The sequence below is a fragment of the Plantibacter sp. MDV22-iso1 genome (genome assembly GCF_058408345.1).
Window position 1 is genome coordinate 872,975 of record NZ_JBZVDY010000002.1, and the last position, 13,458, is coordinate 886,432.

At 69.6% G+C, this 13,458-nt stretch carries 11 protein-coding genes and 1 pseudogene; 2 read left to right on the forward strand and 10 right to left on the reverse strand.

Translation table 11 applies throughout. The features are described 5' to 3' along the window. Nucleotides 1–86: 86 nt before the first annotated feature. The gene (locus AC4PMY_RS14815) at nucleotides 87–791 is read left to right on the forward strand and encodes an alpha/beta fold hydrolase (RefSeq protein ID WP_079003637.1); all 705 of its coding nucleotides are present in this window, start codon (nucleotides 87–89) and stop codon (nucleotides 789–791) included. A 51-nt stretch (nucleotides 792–842) separates the two neighbouring features. Here AC4PMY_RS14815 and AC4PMY_RS14820 read toward each other — a convergent pair whose 3' ends face one another. Together AC4PMY_RS14820 and AC4PMY_RS14825 are read right to left on the reverse strand one after the other, a co-directional pair. Further along, complete coding sequence (locus tag AC4PMY_RS14820; protein WP_491623083.1) at nucleotides 843–1,280, reverse strand: hypothetical protein; 438 nt, start codon at nucleotides 1,278–1,280, stop codon at nucleotides 843–845. An 88-nt stretch (nucleotides 1,281–1,368) separates the two neighbouring features. Next, nucleotides 1,369–2,628, reverse strand: a complete 1,260-nt coding sequence (locus AC4PMY_RS14825) for an ATP-dependent DNA helicase (protein ID WP_079003639.1) — start codon at nucleotides 2,626–2,628, stop codon at nucleotides 1,369–1,371. 66 nt (nucleotides 2,629–2,694) lie between these two features. On the opposite strand from AC4PMY_RS14825, the gene AC4PMY_RS14830 reads away from it, so the two are divergent. Beyond that, the gene (locus tag AC4PMY_RS14830; protein ID WP_491623084.1) at nucleotides 2,695–3,762 is read left to right on the forward strand and encodes a hypothetical protein; all 1,068 of its coding nucleotides are present in this window, start codon (nucleotides 2,695–2,697) and stop codon (nucleotides 3,760–3,762) included. Nucleotides 3,763–3,830: 68 nt separating this feature from the next. Here the strand turns inward: AC4PMY_RS14830 and AC4PMY_RS14835 are convergent, their stop codons facing one another. The 8 genes and pseudogenes from AC4PMY_RS14835 to rpmB form a co-directional block, all read right to left on the reverse strand. Beyond that, on the reverse strand, nucleotides 3,831–5,825 hold the full coding sequence (locus tag AC4PMY_RS14835; protein ID WP_071260764.1) for a bifunctional copper resistance protein CopD/cytochrome c oxidase assembly protein: 1,995 nt from the start codon (nucleotides 5,823–5,825) through the stop codon (nucleotides 3,831–3,833). A gap of 127 nt (nucleotides 5,826–5,952) precedes the next feature. Next, on the reverse strand, nucleotides 5,953–9,147 hold the full coding sequence (locus tag AC4PMY_RS14840) for an AAA family ATPase (RefSeq protein ID WP_491623085.1): 3,195 nt from the start codon (nucleotides 9,145–9,147) through the stop codon (nucleotides 5,953–5,955). Then, entirely contained in the window at nucleotides 9,147–10,316 is a 1,170-nt protein-coding gene (locus AC4PMY_RS14845) for an exonuclease SbcCD subunit D (protein ID WP_491623086.1), read from the reverse strand. Before AC4PMY_RS14845 ends, AC4PMY_RS14840 begins: the two co-directional genes overlap by 1 nt. A gap of 160 nt (nucleotides 10,317–10,476) precedes the next feature. Further along, a complete protein-coding gene (locus AC4PMY_RS14850) occupies nucleotides 10,477–10,758 on the reverse strand; it encodes an HU family DNA-binding protein (RefSeq protein ID WP_064294762.1) in 282 nt (93 codons plus the stop codon). A gap of 203 nt (nucleotides 10,759–10,961) precedes the next feature. Then, nucleotides 10,962–12,371 (reverse strand): annotated as a pseudogene (locus tag AC4PMY_RS14855) (DHA2 family efflux MFS transporter permease subunit); the annotation flags it as partial. 123 nt (nucleotides 12,372–12,494) lie between these two features. After that, nucleotides 12,495–12,800, reverse strand: a complete 306-nt coding sequence (gene rpsN, locus AC4PMY_RS14860; protein ID WP_064294760.1) for a 30S ribosomal protein S14 — start codon at nucleotides 12,798–12,800, stop codon at nucleotides 12,495–12,497. Between the two features lie 2 nt (nucleotides 12,801–12,802). Beyond that, nucleotides 12,803–12,970 (reverse strand): 50S ribosomal protein L33, encoded by a 168-nt coding sequence (gene rpmG / locus AC4PMY_RS14865; protein WP_056010525.1) that lies wholly within the window; start codon nucleotides 12,968–12,970, stop codon nucleotides 12,803–12,805. Continuing rightward, entirely contained in the window at nucleotides 12,970–13,206 is a 237-nt protein-coding gene (gene rpmB / locus AC4PMY_RS14870; protein ID WP_056010522.1) for a 50S ribosomal protein L28, read from the reverse strand. Before rpmB ends, rpmG begins: the two co-directional genes overlap by 1 nt. Nucleotides 13,207–13,458: the final 252 nt, after the last annotated feature.

Genomic DNA, 13,458 nt, shown 5'->3' on the forward strand with positions numbered 1-13,458 from the left:
CCGTCCCTCTCAGCCCTCGGCCGGTTGCAGCGCTGCCCGCGAAGCACCCCTCCCGCGGCTCGCCTGCGCGGCGTAGCATCTCGGGCATGGACGTCATCCTCGTACCCGGCTTCTGGCTGGACGCATCCTCGTGGAGTGCGGTCACACCCCCGCTCGAAGCGGCAGGCCATCGGGTCCGACCACTCACGCTCCCCGGGCTCGAGAGCGTCACTGCCGACCGCGCCGGCATCGGCCTCCGCGACCACGTCGACGCCGTGGTCGCCGAGATCGACGCCGGTGCCGAGCCCGTCGTGCTCGTCGGGCATTCCGGCGGCGGCGCCATCATCTCCGCCGCGATCGACGCCCGCCCTGACCGCGTCGTCCGCGCCGTGTACGTCGACTCGGGTCCGCTCGCCGACGGTGCGTGCATCAACGAGGAACTCCCCTCGTCGGGTTCCGACATCCCACTGCCCGACTGGACGGTGTTCGACGCGGAGGACCTCGTCGACCTGGACGACGAGGTCCGTGAACAGTTCCGGGCCAGAGCCGTCCCGCAACCGAAGGGCGTCGCCGTCGACCGACAGCAGCTCTCCGACGACGACCGTCGCCTGTCCGTCCCGGCGACCGTGATCGCCTGCGAGTTCTCCTCGGAGATGCTTCGCGGCCTGATGGAACAGGGCCACCCGTACGTCGCGGAACTGGCACGGCTGCGCGACGTCGAGTTCGTCGACCTGCCGACGGGCCACTGGCCGCAGTTCACGAAGCCGGCCGAGCTCGGCGCGATCCTGCTCCGGGCCGTCGATCGCACCTGACCTCTGCTCAACCCCCGACCAGGCTGGTCAGCGGGAGGCGTCGACGGGCGCTCAGGTCATGAGGTACGCGAGCGGGACGACACCGAGTATCGCGATGAAGATCACTGCCAGCACGGCGTACACGGCGATCTGCGCGCCGCGTCCCTTGATGACCGCCTGCCCCCGCGGTGCGAGCGAGCCCGAGACCCACTGCTGCGCCGGGGCGATGTAGTCGAGCGTCGGCGCCTCACCGGGGTGCAGCAGGTAGTCGGCGCGGCCGAACTCCCACAGCCACGCCATCGAACACGAGACCTGCACGGGCCGGTCGGCCGGCACCGTGAACTGCGACGGTCCCCAGCTCGGGCGATGCTCGAAGCCGTCGATGCGGACCACGAGTGGGATGAACCCCCAGTATCCGGCGAACGGCGGCTTGCTGGCGTTCAGCTCGAGCGTGCGCCAGGCGGTGATCGGACCGGGCTGCGGCCAGCCCTGCTGCATGGGATGCGTCATAACCGACAATCGTAGGGTCACCGACCCCGTTCGTTCGCCCCTTTTGGGCGACGGAGCGCCGATTAGCCCGACAATGGGCGAACGGACGCTACTGCCCCGACATGAACCGCTTCACGTCGGTGTCGACGATGATGTCGCTCGGGCGCAGCGGCCGGGAGAGGTAGAGGCCGTCGAGCGTCGAGATGCGGCTGAGCGCGACGTAGCTCTGTCCCGGGCTGAACGCGCGGCTGCCCAGGTCGACGATCGCGCGGTCGTAGGTCTTGCCCTGCGACTTGTGGATGGTGACCGCCCACGCGAGCCGCAACGGGAACTGGGTGAACTCGGCCACGATGTCGCGCTTCAGCTGCTTCGTCACCGAGGAGTAGGAGTACTTGTACTTCTCCCACGTCGCCGGCTCGACCTCGAACTGCTCACCGTCGACCTCGACCCAGACGGTGGAGTCGATCTTCACCACGGTCCCGAGCGTGCCGTTCACCCAGCGACGCTCGCTGTCGTTGCGGAGGAACATGACCTGCGCACCGACCTTGAGGTCGAGCGCCTCGTCGGCGGGGAACGCCCGCCCGCCGAAGTCGCCCGAGACCTCCGCGTTGGCGGTGAGCGGCTTGCCGTCGAGCTTGGCGAGCGCCGCCTTGTTGATGCGGTCGACGGTGTCGTTACGGCTCGCGAGGGTGATGACGCCGTCCTCCGGAGGGGTCCTGGCGCCCATGCCGTTCAGCCGGCCGGCCATCTCGGCAGTGACCTGGCCGTGCCGGACACCGTTGAGGAGGTACTTGAACTCGGCCTCGTGCTGGCGGTGGATCTCGGTGAGCTCGACGAGCTGCAGCGGCGTCTCGGACCACACCTTGGCGTCGAAGAACCAGAACGAGCGGTAGGTGTCGGCGATGTACGCCCGCTCCTCGAGGCTGCCCGGCACGGGAGCGAGCTGGTACGGGTCGCCGAAGAGCACGATCTGCACCCCGCCGAACGGCTCGCGCGGCCGCTGCCGGGCCTGCCGGAGGCTCCGGTCCATGGCGTCCATGAGGTCGGCGCTCACCATGGAGACCTCATCGACGACGAGGGTGTCGATGGAGTTGAGCAGCTTCCGGGTCTGATCGTTCTGGTCGATCGTGTGATCGGCGATGAGCCCGATCGGCAGGCGGAACAGCGAGTGGATCGTCTGGCCGCCGACGTTCAACGCGGCGACACCCGTCGGGGCGCAGATGGCCAGCTGCTTCGAGGTGTTCCAGGCGAGGTGGTTGAGGAGCGTCGACTTCCCGGTGCCCGCTCGACCCGTCACGAACAGGTGCTCGCGGGTGCTCTCGATGCGATCGAAGACGGCTTGCTGCTCGGCGGAGAGGGCTACGCTCATGATGCTTCGGTTCCCTCCCGTTTTCGCCCTCCAATCCTATGCGAGGTGCCCGCCTAGGATGTCAGGATGAGCCATGTCGCGACACGTGGGGAGCTGCGACGCCCGGGAACGGTGCGCGGTGCGCTCGTCCGCGCCGTCGTGCTGTGGCTCTGCATCGCGGCTCTGCTCGTCGCGGCCATCGTCTCCGCCTGGTCGGCCGTCGCCCGCGACGTCTACGGCGCCGGTTCCTTCGCACGCGGGTACCTGGACGCCCTCGCAGACGACGATGCCGCGACCGCGCTCGCGTTGCCCGGAGTCGCTCTGAGCTCCGCCGAACTCGCCGACGCGGGGTTGCCCTCAGACAGCTCGGACGCCCTGCTCCGGAGCGAGGCACTCGGCACGATCGAGGACGTGCGCCTCGTCTCCGACGTCACGACCGCCTCGGGCGTCCACGAGGTGACCTTCTCGTACCGACTCGCGGGGCAGCCGCACCGCACGGCGTTCTCGATCACGAGCGGCGAGCGCACCTTCGGGCTGTTCCCGTCGTGGCGCTTCGAGACGAGCCCCCTGAGCGTCGTCCAGCTGACGGTCGCACACACGACCGGGTTCCGGGCGAACGGCTTCGAGCTCGACACCCGTCGCGTCGCCGAGGGGACCGAGGGGGCCTTCACCTCCACCATCCCGCTCCTCACCTTCACACCGGGCAGCGTGGACTTCGACGTCGACACCACCTACCTTGCGGCGGCGGTGGAGACGGCGACGACGACCGAGGTCGCGAGCGTCGTCGACGCCGAGGTGACCGCGACTGCCACCCCGGACTTCGTCGGGGAGGTCCAGACCCAGATCGACGGGTACCTCGACAACTGCGCCACGCAACAGGTCCTCCAGCCCACCGGGTGCCCGTTCGGCATGGTGATCCGCGATCGCGTGGACGACCTACCGGTGTGGTCCATCGCGACCTACCCCGTGGTGGCGGTCCAACCGGGCGACACCGGTTGGCAGATGCCGGCGACGGCCGGCGCCGCGCACCTCGTCGTCGACGTGAAGTCACTGTTCGACGGCACGGTCTCGACCCTCGACCAGGACGTCCCGTTCACGCTGTCGGCGTTCGTGACGATCCGCGACGACGGCTCCCTCTACATCGACCTCCGCTGAAGCCCGCGAACTGTCACTCCAGCACAGTCCGACACCCCTCACACTGTTCCGGAGTGACAGTTCGCGGGCTAGGAGCGGGTGTCGTTGGCCGCCATGCGCGCGAGACGCTCGTTGTACTCGTTGAGCTCCGCGTCGTTCGTGCGGTCCGCGTTGCGATCGAGTCGCTTCTGGTCCTTCGCGTCGCTCTTGCTCCACGAGATCGCGACGGCGACGGCGAGCGCCAGGGTCGGGATCTCGCCGACGCTCCAGGCGATCCCGCCGCCCGTCTGCTGGTCGAGGAGCGGCACCTGCCCCCAGGTGCGTCCCATCGCCCCGAACCAGTCGGCGAGGAACAACCCGGTCGAGGAGATGATCGCCAGCCCGAAGAACGCGTGGAACGCCATCGTCGCGAAGAGCAGCAGCAGCCGCATGGGGTACGGCAGGCGGTACGGGACCGGGTCGATGCCGATGAGCGACTGCACGAAGAGGTAGCCGGTGATGAGGAAGTGCACGACCATCCACTCGTGCCCGATGTGATCCTCCATCGACCAACGGAACAGCGGCGTGTAGTAGAACACCCAGAGCGATCCGGCGAAGAGCACCGCGGTGACGATCGGGTTCGAGATGATCCCCGCGAACTTCGAGTGCACGGCGAGGAGCACCCACTCCCGACCCCCTCGGGAGTCGTCGGAGCGCTTCCGCACCGCCCGCGCGAGCAGCGTGACCGGTGCTCCGGGGACGAGGAGCACGGGGACGAGCATGGTGAGCCCCATGTGCCCGAGCATGTGCACGCTGAAGAGGTACGGCTGGTAGACGTTGATGCCGCCGCACGTGAGGTAGAAGAGCACGAGCAGCCCGAGGACCCAGCTGACGGTGCGCAGGATCGGCCAGGAGTCGCCGCGGCGGTGCAGGCGGACGACGCCCGCGATGTAGAAGAAGATGCCGAACGCACAGGCCAGCAGCCACAGGAGGTCGATGTTCCACTCGGTGAAGTAGCGGGAGAAGGTCAGTTCCGGCGGCAGTTCCTCCCCGGTGAGCAGCACCGCTGGTGTCGGCGCGGTCGGCACGGTCTGGTCGACCGGCGGGGCGGTCTTCGCGAGGGCCGCGGCGGCACCGGAGGCGATGCCCATGAACCCGAGCTCGAGGGCGACCAGCCACCAGAAGGTGCCGGTGCGGCCCGCTGGGGTGTCCGCGCGCGCAGCGGCGGAGCGCTCGATGCGGCCGATGAGCACCCGACGCTGCAGCGCGCCGAACAGGCCGAGCGCAAGCAGCGCGAAGACCTTGACGAGGACGAGGATGCCGTACGGGGTGCCCAGGCGGTCGAGCGAGCCGATGCGCAGCTCAGCACTCACGTACCCGGAGACCGCCACGACGACGAAGGACACCAGTGCCACGGTCGAGTACCGCATGAGCACGGGGGCGAGCCGGCCGTCTTCGAGGGTCTTGCGGATGAAGACGAGCGTGAGCAGACCGCCGAGCCAGATGGCGGCGAACACGAGGTGCAGGCCGAGTGCGGTGACGGCGGCGTTGTGCCCGCTCGCCTCGGCGGAGTGACCCTGCTGGGCCATCGGCAGCAGCGACACGAGGGACAGCCCGAAGACGAACACGAGCACCGTGTGGTTGCGGACGGCGAAGCAGAGCACCGTGACGGCCGCGGCGATGAGGGTCGTCTGCAGCCAGGCCTGACCCGACTCGATCCCGGTGAAGAAGAGGCTGAGCTTCGCACCGAACGCGTCGTCGAAGGTGAGCGGCACCTGCGTGACGTTCAGGAAGGTGAAAAAGCCCGTCACGCCGGACGCGACGGTGAAGACCGCGGCGCCGGCTGCGGCGACGTCGAGCGCCGCGCCGTACTCGCGCCGGTCCGGGCTGAGCGCCCAGCAGGCCATGAGCAACGCGCCGATGGTGACGGCGGCGCTCAGGTTGACGAGCAGTTGTGCGATCGGGAGTCCCCACCGCACGACGGCGCCGGGATCGCCCAGGAGTTGCGCATCCGCTCCGCCGCCGAAGGCCAGACCCGCGAGGAGGGTCGCCACAGCCACGAGGAGCAGGAGGGCAGGACCCGCGAGGCGGACGACACGATTCACGCTGCAAGCCTACGCGGCGCTGCTGGGAACCCCGACCGCAGTGGGATCAGCCGGCGCTCGGTCCCTGAACCGAACCACCGGTCCCTGAGCCGAACCACCGGTCCCTGAGCCTGTCGAAGGGCGCCGCTCACGCCCGGACGAGAAGGGTCGACGACCCGTCCTCGAGCCGCCGCACCTCGATGCGTTCGCCGATGCGCTGCTTCATCTCCTCGACGTGGCTGACGACGCCGACGACGCGGCCTCCGGCCGACAGCCGACCGAGCTCGGCCATCACCGTGTCGAGCGTCTCGGGGTCGAGGCTGCCGAACCCTTCGTCGACGAAGAGCGTGCCGAGCTCGACACCGCCGGCCTCGCCCGTCACGACGTCCGCCAGCCCGAGTGCGAGGCAGAGCGAGGCGTAGAACGTCTCGCCACCGGACAGTGACTTCGGATCGCGACGCCGGTCGGTCCGGTGATCGTGGACCGTCAGCGACAACCCGACGCGCTGGCTGCGGGAGGGTCCTTCCTTGACATCGCTGCGGACGAGCTCGTAGCGCCCGCCGGACATCGACTCCAGACGCGCGTTCGCCGCCGCCACGACATCCTCGAATCGGCGCAGGAGGACGTAGGTGCCGAGGGTGACCCTCGTGCTGTTCTCGCTGCCCGTGGCCGACACCACGTCGGCGAGGCGGACGACGGCCGCGGCCTCGCGGACCGCGTCGGCGTTCTCGTCGGCCGCCTCGGCGAGTGCCGTGCAGGCGGCAGCCGCGTTGGCCGCTCGTCGCGCGGAGACGGCGGCCGCTGCCGTCGCGGTGCCTGCCGCCGCCTCGGCGTCGGCCAGTCGTCGGGCCGTCGCTTCGACGTCGGGGGCGGCGGTACCGGCGACACCGGCGAGAGCCGGGCTCGCGAGTGCTTCCGCGTTGGCGGTCGTGTGACGCAGGTGGTCGGCCACCCGCGCCTCGGCGCTCGCCCGTTCGACCCCGTTCATGGCTGCGGCTTCCGCGGCCGCGCGGTCGGCGAACCCGGCCCGCTCGAGCGCCGCCTCCAGCTCGACCGCGCGCTCGGCGTCCCGCAGGCGCCGGTCCGCGACGGTCGCTCGTGCCGCCGCGAGCAGCGAGAGCGAGGAGAGCTCGGACTCCAGCATCGCGTCGAGCTCGGCGAGTGAAGCTGCTCGGCCGGCGAGGACACCGGCCACCTCGGCGCGGGCCTGCTCGTGGGCGCGCTGCGCGGCGGCGAGCCGCTCCGTCAGCGTCGCCCGAGTGGCGGTGCGTTCCGACACCGCGACCACGCCGGCCAGGTGCTCGTCCGCGAGGCGCCCGGCCTCCGCGACCTCGGCGTCCGCCTGCTCGGCGGCGACCACGGCCTCCGCGTACTGCCGATCGGCCTCCGCAGCGGCCGCATCGACGGCCGCCCGCGCAGCGACCGGGTCGAAGCCGGTGGTCGCCGCCGTCGACGCGTCGGACGAGCCGGTTACAGCCACGTCGCTCGGGTCGTCGGCCAGCGCGGCGAACTGCTCGACGAGGCGGTGACGCTCCGCCCGAGCGATGTCCCGGGCGTTCTGCGCCGACTGCATCCTCGCCTCGGCTTCGGCCCGCGCGACGGATGCCGCTTCGACCGCGTCCGCGTCGGGGTGGTCTCCGTCGAGCACCGCGGGCGCCGGGTGGCTCAGCGAGCCGCAGACGCTGCACGGCTCGCCGTCCCGCAAGCCGGTGGCGAGTTCACCCGCCATACCCTCGATCCTCCGGAGGCGCAGCGACGTCTCTACGTCGATCGCCGCCTTCGCGGCGGTGGCGGCCTCGGTGACCTCGTCGGCGAGCCCCGCGAGGCGTTCGTCGGCCGCGTCCACCCGATCCAGCACCGCACGGCGTTCAGCCGCGCGCTCGACGGACCGGGCGGCCCTGGCCGACTCGGTGGCCGCACGTGAGGCGCGCTCCGGTGCCGAGCCGAGCGCTGTCCGGCGGGCGTCCCGTCGCGTCTGTTCCGCTGCAAGCTCGGCGAGCCGTTCGTCGACGGTCGCGAGCTCCTCGGCGAGTGCTGCGAGCGCGCGTTCGCGATCGGTGTCGGCGGCTTCGAGGACGAGCACGGCCGCCATCGACGCCCGCTCGACGGTGAGGGATTGACGGCGCGCGGTGACGGACGCGTCGTCGAGTGCGATGATCGCCTCGTCGGCCTGCTCCTCCATCGCGGCGAGCGACGCGACGGCGTCCTCGAGCGCCACCGATGCCGTGGCCGCTCCGGCGAGCGCGGACGCCACGGTGTCCGCCCGAGCCGCTGCCGCGATCCGTTCGGAGAGCCGCGCGACCGGTTCGTCGTCCACCGAGAGCAGCTCGCGCTCGGTCAGCAGCTCCGCGCGACGTTCGATGGACGCGAGCAGCGTCTGGGCCGCGGCGTGTTCGGCGCGAGCGCGTTCCAGGGCGACCCGAGCAGTGCCAGCGGTCGAGGCGTCGGCGGCGGCGTGGCGCTCGAGGACGGCGACGATACGCGTGGCGTCACCGACGAGGTCTTCGGAATCGGGTTCGAGCGGGACCGCGAGGGTCGCGACGTCAGGGTCTGGGTCGGGCTCCGCAGTCGCGGTGTCGCCTGGCTCGGCATCGACTCTCGAGGGAGCGTCCATCCCGGCCGGGGTGTCCGCTCCCCTGCCCGCGACGAGTTCCCGTGCGTCGTCGAGTTCGGCTGCTCCCGCGAACCGGGCGATCGCGCGGCCCAGCGCTTCTCTTGCCCCTTCGATGTCCCGCTGGGCCTGCCGTCGCTGCTCGACGAGGTGCTTGGCGACCCGCTCGTAGTGCTCCGTCCCGAACAGGGACCGGAGGAGTTCGCTGCGCTCCTCGCCGCCGGCGGCGAGGAACTTCGCGAACTCGCCCTGCGGGAGGACGATCGTCTGGACGAACTGCTCCCGGGTGAGACCGACGATCCGGCTGATCTCGGGACCGATCTCCTGCGCGCGGGTCGACAGGGTCTCTCCGGCCAGTGCGTCAGGATCGGTCAGGCGGACGAGGGTAGCGCTCGCCTGCTGCGGTGTGAAGCCGGCACCGCGCTGCTTCGGCCGCTGGTAGGCCGGCGTCCGCCGCACCCGGTACACGCCGGATCCGGTCTCGAACACGAGTTCCACGAACGGTTCCGTCCCGGGCTGCGCGTGGTGGGAGTGGAGGCGGTCCTTGCTGGCCCCGGTACCGGCGAGTTCGCCGTACAGCCCGAACACGATGGCGTCGATGATCGTGGATTTGCCGGCGCCGGTCGGTCCCTCCAGGAGGAACAGACCAGCCCGCCCGAGTTCGACGAAGTCGATGGTGTGCTCGCCGGCGTACGGCCCGATGGCCTGCAGCGTCAGTCGGTGCAGTCGCATCAGGCGCTCACCTCCGCGGCGAGTGCCGCCTCGTTCGCCGCCGCGATGAGCTCACGCTCGCGAGTGGTCGCCGGTGCACCCGTCGCGTACTCGATGAACTCCGCGGTGACCTCGATCGGATCGGAGACCGCCGTGACGGCTGCGGCGCGCGCTTCCTCGGAGCGGTTCGCCGGCGCGTGCGACCAGACGAGCAGGTGCGGGAAGCGTCGGGTCAGCGTCGCGTACAGCTCCGGTGGCCGGACGTCGTCGGTGACCGTGGCGCGCACCCAGGCGTCGACGGCGTCGTCTCCCGCGGGGCCCTGCAGCTCCGCGAGGGTTCCGATGACGTCGACGAGCCGACGCGGCACCGGCGCCGGCAGCAGCTCCAGGTGCACGGAGCCGTCGGCGGCGAGGTCGACCAGCACGCTCGACTTCACCTGGTTGCGTTCGGAGAAGGAGTAGGCGAGCGGCGACCCGGAGTACCGCATGCGGTCGACGCCCGTCGCGGCCCCGACGCGCTGCGCACCGTGGAGGTGGCCGAGCGCGACGTAGTCGAAGTCGTCGAACAGCTGGGCGGGCACCGCATCGACCCCGCCGATCCGGATGTCGCGTTCGCTGTCGCTCGCGAGACCACCGATGACGAAGGCGTGCGCGGCCACGACCGATCGGACCGCTCCGTGCTCGCGGCGCTGCGCGAGATCGGCTCGGACGCTCGCGAGGGCTGCACCCATGACGGCGGCGTGCGACCGCGCGAGCGGCTGGTCGTCCGGGGAGAGCACCCCTCGTGCGGTGTCGGGGTCGAGGTAGGGCAGCGGGTAGAAGGCGACGGGCCCGTGTTCGTCGTCCACCAGGACCGGTTCGCCGATCCGCGCGAGGTCGGCTCTGATGTCGATCCCGTCGCGCAGCATGGCGGCGCCGAAACCGAGCCGGATGGCCGAATCGTGGTTGCCCGGTGCGAGGATGACCCGGGTGCGGCCCGCCAGCCGCCCGAGCGACTCCGACAGCAGCGTCACCGCCTCGACCGGCGGGATGGCGCGGTCGTAGATGTCGCCGGCGACGAGGAGGACGTCGACCTCGTGGTCCACGACCGTCTGCTCGAGGTGCGCGAGGAAGTCGCGTTGGAAGGGGAGCAGGTCGACCCCGTGCAGCGAACGGCCGAGGTGCCAGTCCGAAGTGTGGAGGATCCGCATGACAGCAATGCTAGGCCGAGCCGCCGACACCTCGCCGCGCCCCGGATGGCACCCGGACGAACGACAGCAGGGCGTCGCTCTCGCGACGCCCTGCTGTGTGGTCTGGACCGACGGAGTGTCTCCGCGGTCCGAGTCCGTGCGGGCTCGCGCCCGCGACGACTTACTTGACGGAAGCCTTGAGCTTCGAGCCGGCGGTCACCTTGACGCGCTTGCCGGCCGGGATCTGGATCTCGGCGCCGGTCTGCGGGTTGCGGCCCGTGCGAGCGGCGGTGTCGGTCTGCTCGAAGGCGATCCAACCCGGGATCGAGACCTTGCCGCCCGTGGCGACGGTCTCAGCGACGGTGGTGAACAGCGCGTCGACAACGCTGCCGACGGTCGCCTGGCTCTGGCCGGTCGATGCGGCGATGGCGGCGACGAGTTCGGTCTTGTTCAAATTTGCCATTGTGAGGGTCCTCCTCGGACGTTGCTGCAACGTACAGCTGATGTGTTGGTAGCGAAGGTGTCGCTGATACGGCACCAACTGGTCGGTGTGACCGCCTCGAATGTAGCAGCAATCCGCGAGATTTCGCGGATTTCTCCGCTCTACGCGGACAATCGGGCCCGCGTGTCGGTCGTTTCCCAGCTGGGAGCCGTCGGTGCGAGCGCTCAACGGACCCCGATGACGCTGTGCCCGGCCGCCCGCGACAGCAACCACGCCTCGATCGTCGGGAAGAGGGTCAGGACGGCGATCGCGAGGAACGCGAACTGATACGGCAGCAGCTGGCCGCCACCGACCCCGTCCTCGAGGGAGAATCCGGTCGTCAGCAGGATCGCCCCGACGGCGACACCGAAGCCGCTCGCGACCTGTTGCAGGGTCGAGTTGAGCGTGTTCGCCCGAGACATCGCAGCGGGTTCGACGTCGGCGAACGTGATGGTGTTGTACGCCGTGAACCCGATCGACCGGGCGACGCCGCTGACGAAGAGCAGCAGTGCCGTCAGCACGATCGACGTGTCAGCGGTGAGGAACGCCATCCCGGCCATGCACAGGACCCCGATCAGGTTCGACGACACGAGCACCAGACGGAATCCGAACCGCCGCAGCATCCAGGTCGTCGCCGGTTTGATCGCGAGGTTGCCGGCGAAGAGGAAGAGCACCATCGATCCCGCCTGCACCGGTGTCCAGCCGAACGCGTCCTGGAACAGCAGCGGCAGGAGGAAGGGGACGGCGCTGATCGTGAGTCGGTAGACGCTGCCGCCAGCGTTGGCCAGACGGAAGGTCTCGATCCGCAGCGAGCGGAGATCGACGAACGGGTGCGGCGCACGGAACAGGTGTCGGATCGCGAGGGCGAGCAGGACGACACCTGCCACGAGCGACCCGATGAACCACCGGGCGTCGAACCCGGCTCCGGACACCAGGGACGCCGCCACCAGGAGCGACGCCAGCCCGACACAGGCGAGGGACAGGCCGAGCCAGTCGAGCGGCGGCACCTCGTCGGCGGCGAAGTCGGGGACGATGCGGATCGCCACGACGAAGGCGACGACACCGATCGGCACGTTGATGAGGAAGATCCAGTGCCAGGAGGCGTCCTGGGTGATCAACCCACCGAGGAACGGCGCGATGATCGGGGCGGCGAGGGCGGGCCACGTCAGGAGGGCGATGGCCTGGATCAACCGCTCCTTGGGCGTCACCCGGAGCACGGCCAGCCGGCCGACCGGCACCATCAACGCCCCGCCGACGCCCTGGAGCACCCGGAAGCCGACGAGCATCGGCAGGCTCGAGCTCAAGCAACACAGCACGGAGGCGATCGTGAACACCGCGATCGCCAGCGCGAAGATGCGCTTGGCACCGAACCGGTCCGTCAGCCAACCGCTGACGGGGATGAGGACGGCCACCGTGAGCAGGAATGCGGTGACGGCGAGCCCGACGGCCGTTGACGAGGTCCCGAGGTCGCGCGCGATGCTCGGTGCGGCTGTGGTGAGGATCGTCCCGTCGAGGTTCTCCATGAAGAAGCATCCTGCGACCAGGAGGGCGATGGCTCGTTGCGTGCGGACGTCCAGCAGCGCCTCCTTAATGGATGTGGGAACCGTTCGATCCTTGCAGCTGTCGCCGACGACGCGAAAGGGCCGCCCGCGATGCGGACGGCCCTTTCGGTGGTGCGATGCTGTGTCAGCGGAATGTGAGCTCCGACTGAGCGGGTGTTACCAGCTCGACTTGCGGACGCCGGGCAGTTCGCCCTTGTGCGCCATGTCGCGGAAGCGAACGCGGCTGATGCCGAACTTCGAGAGGTTGCCTCGCGGGCGACCGTCGATCGCGTCGCGGTTGCGAAGGCGAACCGGCGAAGCGTTGCGAGGAAGCTTCTGGAGGCCGAGGCGAGCTGCTTCACGCGACTCGTCGGTCCCGGCGGGGTCGACGAGGGCCTTCTTCAGCTCGGCGCGCTTCGTGGCATAGCGGTCGACGATAACCTTGCGCTGCTCGTTACGGGCGATCTTGCTCTTCTTAGCCATGTTTAGCGCTCCTCTCGGAATTCAACGTGCTTGCGCACTACGGGGTCGTACTTCTTGAGCACGAGACGGTCGGGGTTGTTACGACGGTTCTTCTTGGTCACGTACGTGTAACCGGTACCAGCCGTCGAACGGAGCTTGATGATTGGACGGACGTCCTGCTGCTTAGCCATTAGATCTTCACCCCACGAGCGAGAATGTCCTTGACGACGGATTCGATGCCACGGGCGTCGATCACCTTGATGCCCTTGGCGGACACCTTGAGGGTGACGTTACGACGCAGCGAGGGCACGTAGTAGGTCTTCTTCTGCACGTTCGGGTCGAAGCGGCGCTTCGTGCGACGGTGCGAGTGCGAGATGTTGTGACCGAAGCCGGGAACGGCTCCTGTCACCTGGCACACTGCTGCCATAGTAGTTTCTCCTTCATTACCGCAGGGCGACTGCCCTGCCCAAGATCTCTTGTCGGCGTGCGCGATCCCGGTCTGCGTGAGCGGTGGGGAATCGTGGACACGATGTGGACATGGAGCGTCCACACCAAGGGTCAAGCGTACGCTGTGACCAGGCATTTTGCAAATTCGTGTTTCTCGTACTGAGTGCGCTGCGCGTGTTAACGCAAAATGGCCACCCAAGAACCTTGGGTGGCCATTTCAACGAAGAAGTCC

Excerpts from the sequence above, each read along its gene's own strand:
- AC4PMY_RS14815 (WP_079003637.1), top strand. The coding sequence starts at position 87 with ATGGACGTCATCCTCGTACCCGGCTTCTGGCTGGACGCATCCTCGTGG.
- AC4PMY_RS14820 (WP_491623083.1), bottom strand. The coding sequence starts at position 1,280 with ATGACGCATCCCATGCAGCAGGGCTGGCCGCAGCCCGGTCCGATCACC.
- AC4PMY_RS14825 (WP_079003639.1), bottom strand. The coding sequence starts at position 2,628 with ATGAGCGTAGCCCTCTCCGCCGAGCAGCAAGCCGTCTTCGATCGCATC.
- AC4PMY_RS14830 (WP_491623084.1), top strand. The coding sequence starts at position 2,695 with ATGAGCCATGTCGCGACACGTGGGGAGCTGCGACGCCCGGGAACGGTG.
- AC4PMY_RS14840 (WP_491623085.1), bottom strand. The coding sequence starts at position 9,147 with ATGCGACTGCACCGACTGACGCTGCAGGCCATCGGGCCGTACGCCGGC.
- AC4PMY_RS14845 (WP_491623086.1), bottom strand. The coding sequence starts at position 10,316 with ATGCGGATCCTCCACACTTCGGACTGGCACCTCGGCCGTTCGCTGCAC.
- AC4PMY_RS14850 (WP_064294762.1), bottom strand. The coding sequence starts at position 10,758 with ATGGCAAATTTGAACAAGACCGAACTCGTCGCCGCCATCGCCGCATCG.
- rpsN (WP_064294760.1), bottom strand. The coding sequence starts at position 12,800 with ATGGCTAAGAAGAGCAAGATCGCCCGTAACGAGCAGCGCAAGGTTATC.
- rpmG (WP_056010525.1), bottom strand. The coding sequence starts at position 12,970 with ATGGCTAAGCAGCAGGACGTCCGTCCAATCATCAAGCTCCGTTCGACG.
- rpmB (WP_056010522.1), bottom strand. The coding sequence starts at position 13,206 with ATGGCAGCAGTGTGCCAGGTGACAGGAGCCGTTCCCGGCTTCGGTCAC.